The sequence below is a fragment of the Pantoea alfalfae genome (assembly GCF_019880205.1).
Taxonomy (GTDB): domain Bacteria; phylum Pseudomonadota; class Gammaproteobacteria; order Enterobacterales; family Enterobacteriaceae; genus Pantoea; species Pantoea alfalfae.
Genome location: NZ_CP082292.1, coordinates 3,047,317 through 3,064,070 on the forward strand (window position 1 = coordinate 3,047,317; position 16,754 = coordinate 3,064,070).

Annotated in this window: 19 protein-coding genes; 7 read left to right on the forward strand and 12 right to left on the reverse strand. The window is 56.1% G+C overall.

Annotated features, from left to right (window positions below; all coding sequences use genetic code 11):
• Positions 1-35 precede the first annotated feature (35 nt).
• A complete protein-coding gene (locus K6R05_RS14400) occupies positions 36-1,010 on the forward strand; it encodes an aldo/keto reductase (RefSeq protein ID WP_161735259.1) in 975 nt (324 codons plus the stop codon).
• Between the two features lie 59 nt (positions 1,011-1,069).
• Here K6R05_RS14400 and pgpA read toward each other — a convergent pair whose 3' ends face one another.
• From pgpA to nrdR, 6 genes are all read right to left on the reverse strand, one after another.
• Positions 1,070-1,609, reverse strand: a complete 540-nt coding sequence (gene pgpA, locus K6R05_RS14405) for a phosphatidylglycerophosphatase A (RefSeq protein ID WP_161735261.1) — start codon at positions 1,607-1,609, stop codon at positions 1,070-1,072.
• Positions 1,554-2,531, reverse strand: coding sequence for a thiamine-phosphate kinase (gene thiL, locus K6R05_RS14410; RefSeq protein WP_161735263.1), 978 nt, complete (start codon positions 2,529-2,531; stop codon positions 1,554-1,556). Before thiL ends, pgpA begins: the two co-directional genes overlap by 56 nt.
• Positions 2,532-2,586: 55 nt before the next feature.
• Positions 2,587-3,006 carry a transcription antitermination factor NusB gene (nusB, locus tag K6R05_RS14415; protein WP_009091744.1) on the reverse strand — a complete coding sequence of 140 codons (420 nt, stop codon included), beginning with the start codon at positions 3,004-3,006 and terminating at the stop codon, positions 2,587-2,589.
• A gap of 19 nt (positions 3,007-3,025) precedes the next feature.
• Positions 3,026-3,496, reverse strand: coding sequence for a 6,7-dimethyl-8-ribityllumazine synthase (gene ribH / locus K6R05_RS14420; RefSeq protein ID WP_161735265.1), 471 nt, complete (start codon positions 3,494-3,496; stop codon positions 3,026-3,028).
• Between the two features lie 90 nt (positions 3,497-3,586).
• Positions 3,587-4,687, reverse strand: coding sequence for a bifunctional diaminohydroxyphosphoribosylaminopyrimidine deaminase/5-amino-6-(5-phosphoribosylamino)uracil reductase RibD (gene ribD / locus K6R05_RS14425; RefSeq protein ID WP_161735267.1), 1,101 nt, complete (start codon positions 4,685-4,687; stop codon positions 3,587-3,589).
• Positions 4,688-4,690: 3 nt separating this feature from the next.
• Positions 4,691-5,140, reverse strand: a complete 450-nt coding sequence (nrdR, locus tag K6R05_RS14430) for a transcriptional regulator NrdR (RefSeq protein WP_009091750.1) — start codon at positions 5,138-5,140, stop codon at positions 4,691-4,693.
• A gap of 186 nt (positions 5,141-5,326) precedes the next feature.
• Between nrdR and lysM the strand changes: the two genes are divergently transcribed.
• Together lysM and K6R05_RS14440 are read left to right on the forward strand one after the other, a co-directional pair.
• The gene (gene lysM, locus K6R05_RS14435) at positions 5,327-5,764 is read left to right on the forward strand and encodes a peptidoglycan-binding protein LysM (RefSeq protein WP_161735268.1); all 438 of its coding nucleotides are present in this window, start codon (positions 5,327-5,329) and stop codon (positions 5,762-5,764) included.
• Positions 5,765-5,780: 16 nt separating this feature from the next.
• Complete coding sequence (locus K6R05_RS14440) at positions 5,781-6,359, forward strand: SadB/YajI family lipoprotein (protein ID WP_161735270.1); 579 nt, start codon at positions 5,781-5,783, stop codon at positions 6,357-6,359.
• A 59-nt stretch (positions 6,360-6,418) separates the two neighbouring features.
• On the opposite strand, the gene secF is transcribed toward K6R05_RS14440, so the two are convergent.
• The 5 genes from secF to queA form a co-directional block, all read right to left on the reverse strand.
• Positions 6,419-7,387, reverse strand: coding sequence for a protein translocase subunit SecF (gene secF / locus K6R05_RS14445; RefSeq protein WP_013356971.1), 969 nt, complete (start codon positions 7,385-7,387; stop codon positions 6,419-6,421).
• A 10-nt stretch (positions 7,388-7,397) separates the two neighbouring features.
• Positions 7,398-9,245 carry a protein translocase subunit SecD gene (gene secD / locus K6R05_RS14450; protein WP_222924435.1) on the reverse strand — a complete coding sequence of 616 codons (1,848 nt, stop codon included), beginning with the start codon at positions 9,243-9,245 and terminating at the stop codon, positions 7,398-7,400.
• A 25-nt stretch (positions 9,246-9,270) separates the two neighbouring features.
• A complete protein-coding gene (yajC, locus tag K6R05_RS14455; RefSeq protein WP_009091760.1) occupies positions 9,271-9,603 on the reverse strand; it encodes a preprotein translocase subunit YajC in 333 nt (110 codons plus the stop codon).
• Positions 9,603-10,751 carry a tRNA guanosine(34) transglycosylase Tgt gene (gene tgt, locus K6R05_RS14460; RefSeq protein WP_033731739.1) on the reverse strand — a complete coding sequence of 383 codons (1,149 nt, stop codon included), beginning with the start codon at positions 10,749-10,751 and terminating at the stop codon, positions 9,603-9,605. Before tgt ends, yajC begins: the two co-directional genes overlap by 1 nt.
• 79 nt (positions 10,752-10,830) lie before the next feature.
• A complete protein-coding gene (gene queA / locus K6R05_RS14465) occupies positions 10,831-11,901 on the reverse strand; it encodes a tRNA preQ1(34) S-adenosylmethionine ribosyltransferase-isomerase QueA (protein ID WP_222925495.1) in 1,071 nt (356 codons plus the stop codon).
• Between the two features lie 103 nt (positions 11,902-12,004).
• Here queA and K6R05_RS14470 point away from each other — a divergent pair, with 103 nt between their 5' ends.
• From K6R05_RS14470 to K6R05_RS14485, 4 genes are read left to right on the forward strand one after another with little or no spacing between them, the layout of a single operon-like run.
• Positions 12,005-12,586, forward strand: coding sequence for an ACP phosphodiesterase (locus K6R05_RS14470; protein WP_161735276.1), 582 nt, complete (start codon positions 12,005-12,007; stop codon positions 12,584-12,586).
• A 46-nt stretch (positions 12,587-12,632) separates the two neighbouring features.
• Positions 12,633-12,785, forward strand: coding sequence for a hypothetical protein (locus K6R05_RS14475; protein ID WP_161735278.1), 153 nt, complete (start codon positions 12,633-12,635; stop codon positions 12,783-12,785).
• 9 nt (positions 12,786-12,794) lie between these two features.
• Entirely contained in the window at positions 12,795-13,607 is an 813-nt protein-coding gene (locus K6R05_RS14480) for an inositol monophosphatase family protein (protein ID WP_161735280.1), read from the forward strand.
• Positions 13,608-14,864, forward strand: coding sequence for a histidine-type phosphatase (locus tag K6R05_RS14485; protein ID WP_222924438.1), 1,257 nt, complete (start codon positions 13,608-13,610; stop codon positions 14,862-14,864).
• A 522-nt stretch (positions 14,865-15,386) separates the two neighbouring features.
• On the opposite strand, the gene proY is transcribed toward K6R05_RS14485, so the two are convergent.
• The gene (gene proY, locus K6R05_RS14490; RefSeq protein WP_033731734.1) at positions 15,387-16,739 is read right to left on the reverse strand and encodes a proline-specific permease ProY; all 1,353 of its coding nucleotides are present in this window, start codon (positions 16,737-16,739) and stop codon (positions 15,387-15,389) included.
• Between the last annotated feature and the right edge of the window lie 15 nt (positions 16,740-16,754).

Consider the following 16,754-nt stretch of genomic DNA (forward strand, 5'->3'; position numbering starts at 1 on the left):
GCTGTAACCTTTGCACTTTCGCAGGAGCCTCCACCATGAAAACGATTCAACTGGGTACTACCGATCTGCAGGTGTCGCGTCTCTGTCTTGGCTGTATGACCTATGGCGAGCCAACGCGCGGTAATCATGCCTGGACGCTGCCTGAAGCGAGCAGCCGTCCGCTGATCCAGCAGGCGCTGAACGCGGGCATCAACTTCTTTGATACCGCCAACAGCTACTCCGATGGCAGCAGTGAAGAGATCCTGGGCCGGGCGCTGAAAGATTTCGCCCACCGTGAAGAGATCGTGGTCGCCACCAAAGTCTATTTTCCGCTGACCAATCTCTCACAGGGACTCTCGCGCAAAAATATTCTGCAATCGATTGATGACAGCCTGCAGCGTCTTGGCATGGAGTATGTGGACCTGCTGCAGATTCACCGCTGGGATTATGACACGCCGCTGGAAGAGACGCTGGAAGCGCTGCATGAGGTAGTGCAGTCTGGCAAAGCCCGTTATATCGGTGCCTCGTCAATGCACGCCAGCCAGTTTGCTCAGGCGTTGCAGATGCAGTCGGAACAGGGCTGGCATCGCTTTGTCAGCATGCAGGATCAGTACAACCTGATTCAGCGCGAAGAGGAGCGTGAAATGCATCCGCTCTGCCTGAAAGAACAAATCGCCGTGCTGCCCTGGAGTCCGCTGGCGCGCGGTAAGCTGACCCGCCCGTGGGGGGAAAACACCGCGCGTTCCGCCTCCGACCAGGTGATGGCGAAGCTCTATGACAATACCGAAGCGAATGATGCCGTGATTGCAGAGCGGCTGGCACAGGTAGCGGAAAGCAAAGGCGTGACGCGGGCGCAGGTGGCGCTGGCCTGGCTTCTGAGCAAGCCTGCCGTTACGGCACCGATTATTGGTGCATCGCGCGCAGAGCAGTTTGAGGATCTGGTGAAGGCAGTGGATGTCACGCTGAGTGACGAAGAGATTACCCTGCTGGAAGAGGTCTATCAGCCGCATCAGGCGGTAGGATTTGAATAAAACCAGAATGTGACGCCCTGCCCGGGCGTCACCTCTTATCATGCGTTTAGCATCGACGTTTAACCCGCCAGCCAGACCCCAAAGCCATAGAGCATCGCCGCAGAAATCACGCCAGCAATAATGTCATCCACCATAATGCCCATGCCGCCATGTACATTGCGGTCAAACCAGCGAATCGGCCAGGGTTTCCACATATCAAGAATACGGAACACGACAAAGCCGCCCAGTACCCATTGCCAGTTGTTAACCGGAATCGCCATCAGCGTAATCCACATGCCGATGAACTCATCCCAGACAATACTGCCGTGATCGTGTACGCCCATATCTTTGGCGGTGCGATGGCAGAGATAGACACCGACGCAGATACCAACCAGCACAACCAGCGAATAGAGATCCTGCGGCAGAAAGGTCATCAGCCACCAGAATGGAATGGCCGCCAGCGATCCCATGGTACCAGGCACGACCGGGCTTAATCCGCTGCCGAAACCGGTGGCCAGCAGATGCCAGGGATTGCTCATCCGCAGGCGGCTCTTCGCCACGTCGTTATTTAGTATCAAAGTGATCAAACCCTTTATGATGGAACGTGGCGGGCTTGCCATTATCCAGCAGCGTTAAGCCTTCTGATTCCGGTGCTATCTGTCCGATGCAGGTATAAGGCACGCCCAGATGCCCCAGCGCCACATCAAGCGCACCGCGATTCACTTCCGGCACGGTGAAGCAGAGTTCGTAATCTTCTCCGCCACTCAGCGCCCAGCGCAATACCTGCTCAGGATCGAAATGGTCACGCAGCGCCGCCGACAGCGGCAACGCATCCAGGTTAAGCCTTGCACCACAGCCGCTGGCTTTCAGCACGTGGCCGAGATCGGAAATCAGGCCATCGGAAAGGTCCACGGCTGAAGAGGCCAGCGAACGCAGTGCCTGGCCCTGCAGAATGCGTGGCATTGGGCGCAGATGCCGTTTAATCAACGCTTCATGCACCGCCGGATCGCTGATGCGACAGTGATGCTGCAACAGCGCCAGACCCGCCGCGCTGTCACCCAGCGTGCCGGTCACGTAGATCCAGTCGCCCGGCTTCGCACCGGAGCGTTTCAGGGCGCGGCCCTGCGGCACCAGACCGTGAATCGCCAGCGTCAGGCTCAGCGGGCCACGGGTCGTGTCGCCACCCACCAGCTGCATGTCGTAATATTCCAGCAGTTCAAACAGGCTTTCGCTAAAGGCGGAGAGCCAGCTCTCATCGACCTGCGGCAGCGTTAAGGCCAGCGTCAGCCACGCGGGATCGGCACCCATGGCAGCAAGGTCGCTAAGATTCACAGCCAGCGCTTTGTAGCCCAGATCGGCAGGATGGATATCCCGTAAGAAGTGCACACCCGCGACCAGGGTATCGGTGCTGATCGCCAGCGTCTGTTTTTCCGGCACGCTAAGTAACGCACAATCGTCACCGATGCCGAGTTCGACATCACGGCGGCTGCGTGTTCTGCGGTTGAAGTAGCGTGCGATGAGTTCAAATTCACCACAAGACATAATTGCGTTCCGCTTAACTCTTCATGAAAAAAGGCCGGCAAGCCGGCCTTTTTGTTTATTTGCGATGGGGTCGAATTTGTGGACCGGCTTTATCCAGCACGCCGTTGACAAATTTATGGCTGTCTTCGGCACCGAAGACTTTCGCCAGCTCAATGCCTTCGTTGATGGCCACTTTATAGGGCACATCATCACGTTTGCTCAGCTCATACAGCGAGATGCGCAGGATAGCTTTTTCTACCTGGCCCAGCTCTTCGAGCTGACGCGACAGATAAGGCTTCATCAATCCATCCAGATACGCACTGTTGGTCGCCACACCGGACAGCAGTTCGCGGAAGTAGGTAATGTCGACGTCTTTGACGTCCTGTTCCGCCAGAAACTGGTATTCCACATCGGCAATGTCGTTATTCGACAACTGCCAGGAGTAAAGCGCCTGAACAGCGCACTCACGGGCGCGACGACGAGCAGCAGGTTTCACAAAATTCCCCTTACAAAAATCAGGCTTTAATGGCTTTCAATACGTTAATCATTTCGAGCGCAGTCAGCGCCGCTTCAGCACCTTTATTACCCGCTTTGGTGCCGGCACGCTCAATGGCCTGCTCGATGCTTTCAGTGGTCAGCACGCCGAACGCGACAGGAATGTCGCTGTTCATGGCAACGCTGGCGATACCGGAGCTGGCTTCACCCGCCACATATTCGAAGTGCGCAGTGCCACCACGAATAACGGTGCCGAGTGCGATAATCGCATCATATTTGCCGGTGTTTGCCAGGGCACGGGCTGCCAGCGGCAGTTCGTAGGCACCCGGCACCCAGACTACGGTGATATTGTCATCTTTGACCTGGCCGATACGTTTCAGGGCATCAACTGCGCCATCCAGCAGGCTGTCATTAATGAAGTTGTTAAAACGCGCGATGACGATGGCAACATTGGCCTCAGGCGTTGCAACAGCAGCTTCGATAACTTTCATACTTATCCTTTCAGGGGTTTGGTTGGCCCCGCGCAGGGGGGCGGATTCTATCATACTCTTAGGCGGCGTGCTCTCGCTTTTCCGGGCATGCTATTGCGGTGTCAGGGTCAGACGTAAATCGTCACCGACCTGCCGGACATCGCTGAAACGGAACGCAGGCGCGTCAGCCAGCTGGCTGAGCCCCGGCAGCTGACACAAGCCGCGTCCTTCATGGCCTAATAGCTTAGGTGCCAGATAAACGATCAGTTCATCCACCAGCCCGGCCTGTAACAGGGCACCAGCCAGCGTGGCACCCGCTTCAACCCAGACGCTGTTAATCTGTCGCTGTCCCAGCAGCATCATCATCGCCACCCGATCCAGGTGCTGTTCGCGCAGCGGAACGGCGATTTGCGTCACGCTGGCGGGCCAGTGCTGCTGATCCGGCTGATGACGCATCAGCCAGGTTTCGCCCGGCTGGGAGATGAGCCGATGCTGCGGCGTCACGCGATTCTGGCTGTCGATAATCACACGTACCGGCTGACGCAGTTGCTGTTCATCAACCAGAGCCTGGCTGTCGGTATTGAGTTCAGACCAGCGCACTGTCAGAGAGGGATCGTCCGCCAGCACCGTGGCGCTGCTGCTGAGAATGGCGGCGCTTTGCGCCCGCAGACGCTGCACATCACGGCGTGCAGCCTCAGAGGTGATCCACTGACTTTCGCCACTGGCCATGGCCGTGCGGCCATCCAGCGATGCGCCCAGCTTAAGCTGAATCCAGGGAAAGCCGGTGCGCATGCGCTTGAGGAAGCCGCGATTCAGTGCTTCTGCTTCCTGCATCATCAGACCATGGCTGACGTCAATGCCCGCCTGATGCAGACGGTGCAGTCCGCGCCCCGCGACCTGCGGATTCGGGTCCTGCATAGCGGCGACGACACGGGTTACACCTGCGGCGATCAGCGCATCACAGCAGGGCGGCGTGCGGCCATGATGGCTGCACGGCTCCAGCGTGACATAGGCAGTTGCGCCACGCGCTTTCTCGCCAGCCATGCGCAGCGCGTAGACCTCAGCATGGGGTTCACCGGCACGCTGATGCCAGCCCTCACCCACGACTTCGCCATCGCGCACAATCACACAGCCGACATTCGGGTTCGGCATGGTCGTAAAACGGCCGCGTCGCGCCAGTTCCAGCGCACGCGCCATGTAGCGTTCGTCCATACTTTAATCCTGTAACCGGGCGATCTCTTCGCCAAAATCGCGAATATCTTCAAAGCTGCGGTAAACCGAGGCGAAGCGAATATAGGCGACTTTATCGAGCTTCTTAAGCTCATCCATCACCAGATTGCCAATCAGCTTACTGGGGATCTCACGTTCGCCAGTGGCGCGCAGCTGCGTTTTAATATGGTTTACGGCGCTTTCCACCGCGTCAGCGCTGACCGGACGCTTCTCAAGCGCTTTCATCATCCCGCTGGCCATTTTGTCTTCATTGAAAGGCTCGCGCACATCATTGCTTTTCACCACGCGGGGCATCACCAGTTCCGCCACCTCAAAGGTGGTGAAGCGTTCATGACACATCAGACACTGGCGACGGCGTCGCACCGAGGAGCCTTCACTAACCAGACGAGAATCAATCACTTTGGTGTCGACAGCGGAGCAGAATGGGCAATGCATGACGTTTCCTGACGCGAGAGTGATGGGCCACACAGTGTAGCGCGAACTGTGAATCAACAAAATCTCTTCCGTGTCTTTCGTGGGCTTCTCATCGCAGGATAAACGATGCTAAATTTCGTCTGCGGCAAAAGGGACTACGCTTTAAGAGCGGCAATTAAAATTTTCCACTAACACATTGGAGGTTGTATGGGTCTGTTTAACTTTGTGAAAGAAGCCGGTGAAAAACTCTGGGACGCCGTACATGGCGGTGAAGACCAGAATAAAAAGCTACAGGATCACATCAACAAGCTCGGCTTGCCAGACAGCGACAAGGTGGACGTAAAAGTTAATGGTGATACCGTCACCGTGACCGGCGATGGCCTTTCTCAGGAACTGAAAGAGAAGATTCTGATCGCGGCAGGTAATGTGGCAGGCATCACGAAAGTGGAAGACAAGGTCACCGTCACAGACAGCGCGGCCGAGTCAGAGCTTTATACCGTAAAAAAAGGCGACACGCTGAGCGCTATTTCTAAACAGGTTTATGGCAACGCTAACGAATATAACAAGATTTTCGAAGCGAATAAGCCAATGCTCACCCATCCTGATAAGATCTATCCTGGCCAGGTTTTACGTATTCCAAAATAACGGACAAGGATCACTTATGAGCAGGATGGTTTGGGTTCCGGTGGCGTTCTCACTGGTGGCGCTGAGCGGCTGCAGTAGCAGTGCAGGTAACCCGCAGGTCAGAGAGCTGCACCAGGAAGTGAGTCAGCTCAATCAGCAGATGCAGCATCTGACCACACAGGCCAGCGCGCTGGAGATTCAGGGGCAGCTTAACAGCCAGTTGCAGCAAGGTGCCTGGCTGGTGCCACAGGCGAACACGCCAGTGGCGTTGCAGACTCAGCTCGGCACGCTGAGACTGACGCTCTCCCCTGTCACTGCAGAAGCCAGCGGCTCGCGGGCAACCCTGACCGTACGCTCAATGGACGATCGGCCTTTGCCCGCCCTGCATGCGACGGTGATCTGGGGTGAACTCGACCCGGCGACCGGTAAACCGCTGAGCAGTGACAGTCTGACTCAGACGGTCGCGGTGCCTGCCTCGCTGCTGCCGCAGCATTCGGCGACGATCCCGTTGCGTCTCAGTGGCCTGACCCCGGAGCAACTGGGTTATGTCCGCGTGCATAACGTGTCCGCTGCCACCCCGTCCCAGACCTCCCCTGCGGCACCTGCTAACCCTTAACCGTGGTGCAAAAAAAACGGGCAGCCAAAAGGCTGCCCGTTTTTATTACTGACGCGCGATTAAGGCAGGATAGAAGGCTGATCGGCGCCCTCTTTCTCGACTTTCTGCACCATCATATGTTCACGCTTCATGCCCAGCTTCAGCGCCAGCGCCGAAGAGACATAAATGGATGAGATCGTACCAATCGTCACACCAATCAGCATGGTCAGTGAGAAGCCTTTCAGCAGCGCACCACCAAATATGAAGAGGATGAGGATCATCGCCAGCGTCGTCAGTGAGGTAATCAGGGTACGGCTTAACGTCTGGGTCAGTGATACGTTCGTAATATCGTAAGAACTGCCGCGACGGATCTTGCGGAAGTTTTCGCGAATACGGTCAGAGACCACGATTTTATCGTTAAGCGAGTAGCCAATTACCGACATCAGCGAGGCAACAATCGTCAGGTCGATTTCAATGCGGAACAGCGCCAGCAGGCCGCAGGTGATGATCACGTCATGCGCCAGCGCCAGCACGGTGCCCAGTGCCAGACGCCACTCAAAGCGGAAACCGATATAGATCAGAATCGCAATCAGCGCCGATAGCAGGGCCATCGCACCCGCCTGCGCCAGGTCGCTGCCCACACTCGGCCCCACGAACTCAATGCGCTTAACGGTGGCGTTTTGCTGCGTAGTCTGGTTGATCACCGACACCACTTTATTGCCTAACTCGGTACCTGCCGGGCCGGTAACCGGTGCCATACGCACCATGACGTCACGGCTGCTGCCAAAGTTCTGCACCAGCGGCTCGTCAAAGCCCGCTTTCACCAGTTCGCTACGCAGCGTGTCCAGATCGGCGGGTTTCTCCAGCGCGATCTCAATCACCGTACCCCCGGTGAAATCAAGGCCCCAGTTAAAACCACGCACGCCCACGATCGCAATCGCGGCCACAATCAGCAGTCCCGAAATGATGAAGGCCAGCTTATCCCAGCGCATAAAGTCGACGACTTTACGCCCGTGGTTTAACTGCTCAATGTTATATTCCTGTGCCACAACGCACTCCTCAGATAGACAGCTTGTTGATGCGTTTGCCACCGTAAACCAGGTTAACAATGGCACGGGTACCGATAATCGCGGTGAACATTGAGGTCGCGATACCAATTGCGGTGGTAATCGCAAAGCCTTTGATCGAACCGGTGCCGACCGCGTAAAGAATGATAACTTTGATCAGGGTGGTCACGTTCGCATCGACAATACTGGAGAAGGCGCCTTTGTAGCCTTCATGAATTGCCTGCTGAACCGAGCGCCCGTTTCGCAGCTCTTCTTTAATACGTTCGTTAATCAGTACGTTGGCATCAACTGCCACCGCCAGCGTTAACACGATACCGGCAATACCGGGCATGGTCAGGGTCGCGCCAGGCAGCAGGGACATGATGCCGACAATCAGCACCAGGTTAACCAGCAGCGCACTCGTCGCAATCAGACCAAACTTTTTATAGAACACCACCATAAAGAGGATCGAGGCGAGCAGACCCCACAGGCAGGCTTCCAGACCCTGAGTAATGTTCTGCTGACCCATGGTCGGCCCGATAGTACGCTCTTCCACAATCTGGATGGGCGCAATCAACGCACCGGCACGCAGCAGCAGCGACAGCTGACGCGCTTCGTTCGGGTTATTGATACCGGTGATGCGGAAGCTGTTCCCCAGGCGAGACTGGATATTAGCGACGTTAATCACCTCTTCCTGTTTCACCAGAACTGAACGACCGTTGGCATCTTTTTTACCGCTGTCCTTGTACTCCACAAACAGGGTCGCCATCGGCTTGCCGATGTTGTCCTTAGTGAAGTTGGACATGATGTTACCGCCTGCGCCATCCAGTGAAATGTTCACCTGTGGCTGGTTGTACTCATCCATGCTGGAGGTTGAGTCGGTGATATGGTCACCGGTCAGAATTACCCGCTTGTAGAGCACGACCGGCTGGCCATCGCGCATATCTTTCACTTCAGAGTCACCCGGTACACGCCCACTGGCCGCCGCAGTAGGATCCACGCTGGTGTTAACCAGACGGAATTCCAGCGTCGCGGTGGCACCCAGAATCTCTTTGGCGCGCGCCGTATCCTGAATACCCGGTAGCTCAACCACAATACGATCGGAACCCTGACGCTGAACCAGTGGTTCAGCTACGCCCAGCTGGTTTACACGGTTACGCAGAATCGTAATGTTCTGCTGAACCGCATATTCACGCGCTTCGCTGAGACGGGCATCGCTCATGGTGGCACGCAGCGCATCACTGCCGCTGCTGTTGATCACCAGATCCTGATGACGGGAACTCAGCCAGGAGATCGCCGCATCACGACTGGCAGCGTCACGGAAACGAATTTCCACGCCGTAGTTCGCGATTTTATTGACGTTGGTGTAGGGGATATTTTTAGTGCGCAGGTCGCTACGCAGCGTGTCAGCATTCTGCTCCTGCAGCTTACTGAGCGCGGTGTCCATGTCCACTTCCATCAGGAAGTGCACACCACCACGCAAATCGAGACCGAGTTTCATCGGCTCTGCTGACAGCATCGTCAGCCAGCGCGGCGTGGCGGGCGCAAGGTTCAGCGCGACAACGTAGTTTTCACCCAGCGCTTTCATGATCGCTTCACGGGCGCGTAACTGCACATCCGTATTATTGAAGCGCGCGGTAATCGCACCATTTTCCAGCGCAACAGATTTGCTCTGGATATTGTCTTGTTTTAATACGGACTGAATTTGATCCAACGTCTGCTCACTGGCGGCGCTTCCGCGCGCACCAGTGATTTGAACGGCCGGATCCTCACCATACAGGTTGGGAAGCGCATAGAGCAGGCCGACGAGAATCACGACGACCAGCATTACGTACTTCCACAAAGGATAACGATTTAACACGGCAGTTCCCTTAGGGAAGAAAGAATTACAGCGCCTTGATAGTGCCCTTCGGCAGCACGGCGGCGACGAAATCACGTTTAATGACGACTTCATTGGTGTCATTCAGCGCAATAGCTACGTAGCCCGTGTCAGAGACTTTCGTTACGCGGCCTACCAGGCCACCGCTGGTCAGCACTTCATCACCCTTAGAGATGGAATCCATCAGCTTCTTGTGCTCTTTCGCACGTTTCTGCTGCGGACGCAGGATCATGAAATAGAAAATCAGACCAAACACCACCAGCATGATCACCAGAGAATACGGACTTCCCTGAGACGGAGCGCCTGCTGCGGCCACGGCGTCAGAAATGAATAAGCTCATTAAATTTCCCTCATTGATGAATTATCAGACGTTAATGGCGGAACTTCTTTGCCCGTCCGTTGGTAAAACTCAGTTACAAAGCGCTCTAATTTACCCTCTTCGATGGCCTGGCGTAAACCAGCCATCAGACGCTGGTAGTAGCGCAAATTGTGAATAGTATTCAGACGCGCGCCCAGTATTTCGTTACAACGGTCGAGATGATACAAGTAGGCACGGCTATAATTGCGACAGGTGTAACAATCACACTCCGCATCCAGCGGCGCAGTGTCATCTTTGTAGCGGGCGTTGCGAATCTTCACTACACCTTCGGTTACAAACAGGTGACCATTTCGCGCATTACGGGTTGGCATCACGCAGTCAAACATATCGACGCCGCGACGGACGCCTTCAACCAGATCTTCTGGCTTGCCGACACCCATCAGATAACGCGGTTTATCCTGCGGAAGCTGCGGACAGACGTGCTCAAGAATACGGTGCATGTCCTGCTTAGGCTCACCCACCGCCAGGCCGCCCACAGCGTACCCATCAAAGCCAATCTCTACCAGACCTTTCACCGAGACATCTCGTAAATCTTCGTAAACCGAGCCCTGAATAATGCCAAATAAGGCATTTTTATTTCCCAGGCTGTCGAAACGGTCACGGCTGCGTCGCGCCCAGCGCAGCGACATCTCCATGGAGCGTTTGGCGTAGTCCCAGTCCGCCGGATAGGGCGTACATTCATCGAAAATCATCACGATGTCGGAACCGAGGTCATACTGAATCTCCATCGATTTTTCCGGATCGAGGAAGATCGGGTCGCCGTTGATCGGGTTACGGAAATGCACGCCCGCTTCGGTGATTTTACGGATGTCGCCCAGGCTGAAGACCTGGAAGCCGCCGGAGTCGGTCAGGATCGGCCCTTTCCACTGCATAAAGTCATGCAGATCGCCATGCAGTTTCATGATCTCCTGGCCGGGACGCAGCCAGAGGTGGAAGGTATTGCCCAGAATGATCTGCGCGCCGGTCTCCTGCACTTCTTCCGGCGTCATGCCTTTAACAGTGCCATAGGTGCCAACAGGCATAAACGCAGGGGTTTCCACCACACCGCGATCAAAAATCAGACGGCCACGGCGTGCGCGCCCGTCTGTGGTATCAAGTTCAAATTTCACAAAGCCTCCATCGGAGAAACAGTCCGATGCAGATAACCTTCATTCGCACGACAGGCGATTCCGGCTATCGGTTAATAAATCAGTCGCCCACTTTTTCCAGCGGCGCCTGCGGATTTTTGCTGATAAACATCGCGTCGCCATAACTGAAGAAACGATATTGCTCAGCCACGGCTGCGCGGTACGCGGCCATGGTGTGCTGATAACCGGCAAACGCCGAGACCAGCATAATCAGAGTCGATTCGGGCAGGTGGAAGTTGGTGATCAGTGCATCGATCACCTGATACTCATAGCCCGGATAGATGAAAATCTGGGTATCGTCGAAGAACGGCGCAATCAGGGCATCCTGACTCGCTTTGGCGGCGCTCTCCAGCGAACGAACGGAGGTGGTGCCGACAGCGACCACCTTATTGCCACGCGCTTTGCAGGCCAGTACTGCGTCGACAACCTCCTGCGGCACTTCGGCATACTCCGCGTGCATGTGATGCTCTTCGATGGTCTCGACACGCACCGGCTGGAAGGTGCCAGCACCGACATGCAGCGTCACAAAGGCCATATCAATGCCCTTCTCTTTCAGTGCCTGCAGCAGCGGTTCATCGAAGTGCAGACCGGCGGTCGGCGCCGCCACAGCACCCGGACGGGCGCTGTAAACCGTCTGGTAAAGTTCGCGATCCGCCTCTTCATCCGGACGGTCAATATACGGCGGCAAAGGCATGTGGCCGACGCTGTTGAGGATGTCGAGCACCGCGCGCTCATCATCAAACGCGATCTCAAACAGGGCATCGTGACGTGCCACCATGGTCGCTTTCACGCTCTCATCTTCGCCCAGCAGCAGTTCTGCCCCCGGTTTTGGCGCTTTTGAGGCGCGCACATGTGCCAGCACGCGCTTGTCGTCGAGCATCCGCTCCACCAGCATCTCGATTTTGCCGCCGCTGGCTTTACGGCCAAAGACGCGCGCCGGAATCACGCGGGTGTTGTTGAACACCAGCAGATCGCCTGGATTCAGCTTATCCAGCACGTCGGTGAAAACACCGTGCGACAGCGCACCGCTGGGACCGTCGAGCGACAGCAGACGACAGCCGCTGCGCTGCGCCTGGGGATAGTGAGCAATCAGGGATTCGGGCAGTTCAAAAGCAAAATCGGCGACACGCATTGACATGTTCTTTCTCAGGCAAAAACAGGCGGCACAGTTTAGCGGAAAACCGACCAATTCTGAACAACTGGCTGCGCAAAGGCAGTTCTGCCTATAATGCGGCATGAACTTTCTTGCTCATCTCCATCTGGCTAAGCTGGCCGACAGCTCCCTTCTCGGCAATTTAATGGCCGATTTTGTGCGTGGCAACCCGCACCAGCACTGGTCCGCGCCTGTCGCAGACGGCATTCTGATGCATCGTCGTCTGGATGTGATGACCGATGCACTGCCGGAAGTACGCAGCGCCCGTCAGCTGTTCCGTGCGGAAACCTATCGTGTGGCCCCGATTACGCTGGACGTCATCTGGGACCATTTTCTGGCCCGTCACTGGCAGCAATTTACGCCCGACCAGACGCTGGTGCAGTTTTCTGCCACCGCCGAGCGCGAAATCCTGCCGCAGCTGGCCGACACGCCCGTAGAGTTTCAGGCACTCAACGCGGTGATGTGGCGCGAGCGCTGGTTCGAGCATTATGCCCAGCCTGCCCGGCTGGAGCGGGTGCTGCACGGCATGGCCAGCCGCCGTCCCCGCCTGTCGGCACTGCGCGACTCCTACCACGATTTCATCCAACATTATGATCAGCTGGAAGCGCTGTTTTTTGTTTTTTATCCGCGTTTAATGGCGCTGGCGACCAGCAGAACCCTGTAAAACCCGATCCTCTGCTGCCGGGCTGACGGACACGCGCTTTTGCCAGATGAAAAAAGCCGGCCACCCGGCCCAGCACTATCTTGCCATTGCTGCTTATCTGCGGCTTAATGAAGCCTTTCTTAACAATACTGAAGTAAACATCACAGCCAGACCGCCTGTTCAGGCGCGCCTTCCGTTCGTTATGGCAAAAAAATCATAAGAGGAAAAGATGTCATCCGCTTCGCATTCTGAAATAGACGCGCGTTACCGTTACGCCTGCGACATCGCCCGTGCAGCGGGCAGCCGGGCCTTATCATGGTATCAGCAGCGTCAGACTCTGGTCGTGGAACACAAAAGGGATTTGCAGGACGTGGTCAGCGAGGCTGATCGTAACGTTGAGGCATTAATTAAGACCTTAATCGCTGAACGTTTTCCTGAGGATAGCGTCTATGGCGAAGAGAGCGGCGGCGAGGTTGAGGGTGCGCCGTTTATCTGGGTTGTCGATCCGATCGATGGCACCGCCTGTTTCGTCAACGGTTTGCCTAACTGGTGCGTTTCGCTGGCGGTGGTCTGCGAGGGCCAGCCGGTGATCGGCGTCGTCTGCGATCCTAATCATCAGGAGCTGTTCCACGCACGGGCAGGCCAGGGGGCATGGCTGAATGAAAGTCGCCTGCAGGTTCATGACGCAGCGCATCTCAATGAGGGTTTACTTGGCATCAGCAACTCCAGCCGGACACCGGGCGAAAGCGTCTCACGCCTGATCAGCGGCTTAATTGAACAGGGTGGTATGTTTATTCGCATCGGTTCGGGTGCGCTGACCAGCGCCTGGGCGGCAGCCGGTCGGCTGATTGGTTACTACGAAGCGCATATGCATCCGTGGGATAGTCTGCCGGGCATCGTTCTTATGCGCGAAGCAGGCGGTGTCACCAATGATTATCTGCGTAATGAAGGCCTGAAAAACGGTAACCCTGTGTTGCTGGCCAATGCGGCTCTGTATCCAAAAATTAAAGCGCTGACCGGCAACGGCGCACTGGAAGAGTAAATGACGCTGCCAACCCTGTGCCGCTGTGCGCTGATCCTCGGTTCTCTCTGGCTGTTAAGCCCGGCGACACAGGCGGCGGATTACCAGCTGGAGAAAGTGGTTGAACTGAGCCGTCACGGCGTACGTCCACCCACGCCAGGCAATCGAAAAGAGATTGAAGCCGCCAGCCAGCAACCCTGGACACAGTGGACCACTGCCGATGGCGAGCTGACGGGTCACGGCTACAGTGCCGTGGTGAATAAAGGACGCTGGGAAGGCGAGCACTATCGCCAGCTCGGCCTGCTGGGCACGGGCTGTCCGGATGCGGCTCAGGTCTACGTGCGCGCCAGCCCGCTGCAGCGCACCCGTGCCACGGCTGCGGCGCTGACGGACGGCGCCTTTCCCGGCTGCGGCGTAACCGTGCATCACGTCGCGGGCGATGTTGATCCCCTGTTTCAGAATGAAAAGCTGACGGTCACCCGGACCGACCCCGTGCAGGAACTGACTGCTAAACAGCAGAAAGCGGGCAATCTGGCACATCTGCAACAGCAACTGCAACCGGCGATTCAGCAGCTGAAAACCGCCGTCTGTCCCCCCGCAACGGCTTGTCCCCTGTTTGATGCGCCCTGGACGTTCCGGCAAACCCGCAACGGAAATAGTTACGTTTACGGGCTGAGCGTCATGGCGAGCATGGTGGAGACGCTGCGACTGGGCTACAGCGAAAATCTGCCGTTTGATCAGCTCGCCTGGGGGCATATCACCTCGGCCGCGCAAATCACCTCCCTGCTGCCGCTGCTGACCGCAAACTACGATCTCAGCAACGATGTACTCTACCTGGCACAGCGCCGTGGCTCGATACTGCTCAACACGATGCTGGAGGCGATCGCTGCCAATAGCTCGCCGAGCCGCTGGCTGATTCTTGTCGCGCATGACACCAATATTGCGATGGTGCGCACCCTGATGGACTTTAACTGGCAGTTACCCGGTTACTCGCGCGGTAACATTCCGCCGGGCAGCAGTCTGGTGCTGGAGCGCTGGCGCGACACCCGCAGCGGCGAGCGTTTTTTACGGATCTATTTTCAGGCGCAGAGTCTGGATGGCATCCGCCAGTTGCAACTCATTGATGATAAATATCCGTTATTACAACAGGAATGGCATCAGCCTGACTGCAGAGTTACCGATGTCGGCCTGCTCTGCCCTTATCAATCCACACTGACTCAGCTCCGGAAAAACCTGGATAACAGCGCTGTGCTGCCGGTTTCGGTTATATTGCCCTGAGTCTGTCGCTAATCAAATTAAGGCCGCAGCCGCAATGCGGCCTTAATAATGTTAACCGCTGTTAATTAACGCCACTCAGACCTTTTCTTATTTAATTCATCTGACTATCAGCGCCACACATTTTGATTTACGATAGTCCTGTCAATCATCCCTTTATTATCTATTTTCCTGTAATTCTTGCGTATTTCGGCGACTGGTTTCGCCGTTTTTTATTTCCGCCTCTCTGCTTTTTTAGCGCACCACTGCCCGTATAGCTGCACATTCCTGCGCATGAAGCCCCATCAACAATTTTTCCCGCCTGTAACCTTCAGCGATATTCACTGCCCGTTTGAATAATCTTTTCGGGATACATTCGCCGTAATAAACCGGCGCAGCGTCTTATTTCGCTGACAGAGCGTTAACGCGTAATAAAAGAATTCAGCGTTGTGGCGAAGATCACGCAAATAAGCAGCGATGTGAGAAAATAAAAGAGGAATATTGCGGGTTCTGCTCCCCCATATATCAGGAGAGCAGAACAGGAGATTAGCGTGGTTTACGCACCAGTTTATAGCCCAGTAGCAGCACCACAATCCACACCATGCCAACATAGAGTGAAATGCGGGTATCGGGGAAATAACCAATCAGACCGATAATAAAGCAGAGGAACGCAACGCCAACGCCAGCCGTCCAGCTGCCACCTGGCAGCGCAAACTGCAGCTTACTCGCCGCCTCTTTGCCAATTTTGCGACGGAAGGCGATCTGCGACAGCAGAATCATGATCCAGACCCACACCGTTGCAAAGGTCGCCAGCGAGGCGATCACCAGGAAGACTTTTTCCGGCATCAGGTAGTTGAGATAAACCGCAATCAGCATGGCGAACATCATCACCACCACCGTCACCCACGGAATCCCGCGCGACGAGACCTTCATAAAGACTTTCGGCGCATGACCCTGCTGCGCCATCCCGTGCAGCATGCGACCCACGCCAAACACATCGCTGTTAATCGCCGAGAGCGACGCGGTCAGCACGACGAAATTGAGGATAGAGGCGGCTGCCGCGATCCCCAGATGCTGGAAGGTCAGCACAAACGGGCTGCCCGAGGTTCCTACCTGATTCCAGGGATAGATCGACATAATCACAAACAGCGTGCCAACGTAGAACACCAGAATGCGCCACGGCACCGAGTTAATCGCGCGCGGAATCGACTTCTCCGGATCTTTCGCTTCACCCGCAGTGATACCGATGATTTCGATGCCGCCATAGGCGAACATCACCATCTGTAGCGACAGCAGCATGCCGACGACGCCGTGGGCGAAGAAGCCGCCGTTGGTCCAGAGGTTATGGATACCGGTCGGCTGACCGCCGTTGCCAATCCCCCAGATAATCATGCCGAAACCAGCCAGAATCATCACAATGATGGTGGCGACTTTGAAGAAGGAGAACCAGAACTCCACTTCGCCAAACACCTTCACGCTCATCAGATTGACGGCACCGATGATCAGCACCACGCTCAGCACCCAAATCCAGTGCGGCACCTCAGGGAACCAGACGCCCATATAGATGCCGAATGCGGTAACGTCCGCAATCGCCACAATCAGGATTTCAAAACAGTAGGTCCAGCCGGTGATATAGCCCGCCATCGGCCCAAGGTAGTCCTGCGCGTAGCGGGAGAAAGAGCTGGCCTGAGGATTGTTAACGGACATCTCACCCAGCGCGCGCATGATGATGTAGGCTACTGCCCCGCCGATGATATAGGCGAGCAGCACGCTCGGTCCGGCCATTTTTATCGCGTCGGCGGAACCGTAAAACAGCCCGGTGCCAATCGCCGATCCCAGCGCCATAAAACGGATGTGGCGCGTGCTCAGTCCGCGTTTGAGCTTATTGGTTTCTTGCATAACAACCTGTACCTG

Bases quoted from the DNA above. Each gene is read 5' to 3' on its own strand.
- proY (WP_033731734.1), bottom strand. From the start codon at position 16,739: ATGCAAGAAACCAATAAGCTCAAACGCGGACTGAGCACGCGCCACATC.
- K6R05_RS14470 (WP_161735276.1), top strand. From the start codon at position 12,005: ATGAACTTTCTTGCTCATCTCCATCTGGCTAAGCTGGCCGACAGCTCC.
- K6R05_RS14440 (WP_161735270.1), top strand. From the start codon at position 5,781: ATGAGCAGGATGGTTTGGGTTCCGGTGGCGTTCTCACTGGTGGCGCTG.
- yajC (WP_009091760.1), bottom strand. From the start codon at position 9,603: ATGAGCTTATTCATTTCTGACGCCGTGGCCGCAGCAGGCGCTCCGTCT.
- pgpA (WP_161735261.1), bottom strand. From the start codon at position 1,609: ATGGCAAGCCCGCCACGTTCCATCATAAAGGGTTTGATCACTTTGATA.
- thiL (WP_161735263.1), bottom strand. From the start codon at position 2,531: ATGTCTTGTGGTGAATTTGAACTCATCGCACGCTACTTCAACCGCAGA.
- K6R05_RS14400 (WP_161735259.1), top strand. From the start codon at position 36: ATGAAAACGATTCAACTGGGTACTACCGATCTGCAGGTGTCGCGTCTC.
- nrdR (WP_009091750.1), bottom strand. From the start codon at position 5,140: ATGCATTGCCCATTCTGCTCCGCTGTCGACACCAAAGTGATTGATTCT.
- ribH (WP_161735265.1), bottom strand. From the start codon at position 3,496: ATGAAAGTTATCGAAGCTGCTGTTGCAACGCCTGAGGCCAATGTTGCC.
- queA (WP_222925495.1), bottom strand. From the start codon at position 11,901: ATGCGTGTCGCCGATTTTGCTTTTGAACTGCCCGAATCCCTGATTGCT.
- K6R05_RS14475 (WP_161735278.1), top strand. From the start codon at position 12,633: ATGAAAAAAGCCGGCCACCCGGCCCAGCACTATCTTGCCATTGCTGCT.
- K6R05_RS14485 (WP_222924438.1), top strand. From the start codon at position 13,608: ATGACGCTGCCAACCCTGTGCCGCTGTGCGCTGATCCTCGGTTCTCTC.
- ribD (WP_161735267.1), bottom strand. From the start codon at position 4,687: ATGGACGAACGCTACATGGCGCGTGCGCTGGAACTGGCGCGACGCGGC.
- lysM (WP_161735268.1), top strand. From the start codon at position 5,327: ATGGGTCTGTTTAACTTTGTGAAAGAAGCCGGTGAAAAACTCTGGGAC.
- K6R05_RS14480 (WP_161735280.1), top strand. From the start codon at position 12,795: ATGTCATCCGCTTCGCATTCTGAAATAGACGCGCGTTACCGTTACGCC.